Genomic DNA, 1,361 nt, shown 5'->3' with positions numbered 1-1,361 from the left:
GTGAGTGTCACCGTGCCGCCAATTTCGTTACTGGTGCCCTGTAATGTCGGTGTTAGGTCGTTTACATCGCCTACATTTTGTATCGTAAGCGTGGGTGCTTGCGTGTCTAGAGTAATTGTATCGGTTACTGTTGTCGTGTTTCCTGCTTCATCAGACACACTCACTTCGATGGTGTTATCACCTTCATTCAACTCTGTCTGAGGGGTTACTGTCCAATTTCCATTGGCATCAACTGTGGTAGTCAATGTTTGTTCTACACCGTTTTCATCAGTAATCACCACAGTAACCGTAGTGCCTACATCGGCATCACTCGTGCCTGAAATAGTAGGTGTTGTATCATTAGTTATAGCATCAAAGTCAACGGTTAGACTTGGCCCTGAAGTATCGATATTACCGGTTGCTGTATCTAAAGCACTATTGCCTGCAGCATCAGAAACCTCTGCTTGTACAGTATAATCCCCTGAAGCCAACTCTTGAGAAAGCTCTACACTCCAATTCCCTTGTGCATCCGTTGTCGTATTAAACGAGCGAACAACGCCTTGAGAGTCAGTAACAGTCAAGCTTATTACAGTGCCAGATACAACGCCTGTAGTATTACCAGCAATAATTGGTGTTGTATCATTACTGGTTTCTAGGTCGTTAATTTGTATAGTCGGCGGCGTAATATCAATTACAGCATCAAGCTCGGTGGTGGCTGAGCCACCGCCTAAATCAGTTACAGTTGCACTGATTGATACATTTCCCTCAGGTAAATCTGCAGGTGGTGTAACACTCCACTGTCCGTTTGCATCAACAACGGTGGTTAGGGTGATCGTTGCCCCAGTAGAGTCTGTTATCTGAACTTCTATAGACGAGCCCACTCCTGCATTAAAAGTATCACCACTTATTTGCGGTGTTTGGTCGTTGGTTTCACCAATGACATCGATAGTGATAGTTAACGCACTTGTATCAATGGTGCCAGAGGCAGTTGCAGTGCCTTCATTGCCGACGCTATCACTAATACTAGCATCAACCGTATAACTGCCTTCCGCTAAAGCAACAGGTACTTCAACCGTCCAACTACCATCAGCAATAACTTGTGCTGTGATTGTTTGCTCTGCACCATTTGCATCCGTTACGGTTAAAGTAACGGTTGACCCCGTAGGCTCGCCACTAACTGTACCAGATAGGGTCGGAGTAGTATCACTCGTATCACCTAACGCATTTATCGTCACAACCGGCGCAGTTATGTCAACTTCGCCTGTGGTGGTGGCTGTGGTTTGATTGCCTGCGGCGTCGGTGACCGATACTTCAACGGTAAATTCACCTTCACTTAACTCATTAGGCACATCTACACTAAAGGTGCCATCGGCTTGCACTTC

General features: G+C 45.9%; 1 protein-coding gene. It reads right to left on the bottom strand.

The window, feature by feature from the left end; translation table 11 throughout:
• Nucleotides 1–1,361: Ig-like domain-containing protein (locus tag AN391_RS19815; protein WP_200910107.1), on the bottom strand; the 1,361-nt coding region annotated here is incomplete at both ends.

The organism is Pseudoalteromonas sp. P1-13-1a (assembly GCF_001401875.1).
In the GTDB taxonomy this organism is placed as follows: Bacteria; Pseudomonadota; Gammaproteobacteria; order Enterobacterales; family Alteromonadaceae; genus Pseudoalteromonas.
Note: the sequence above shows the minus strand (reverse complement) of the source record. Positions and strands in the feature narration are given on the sequence as shown.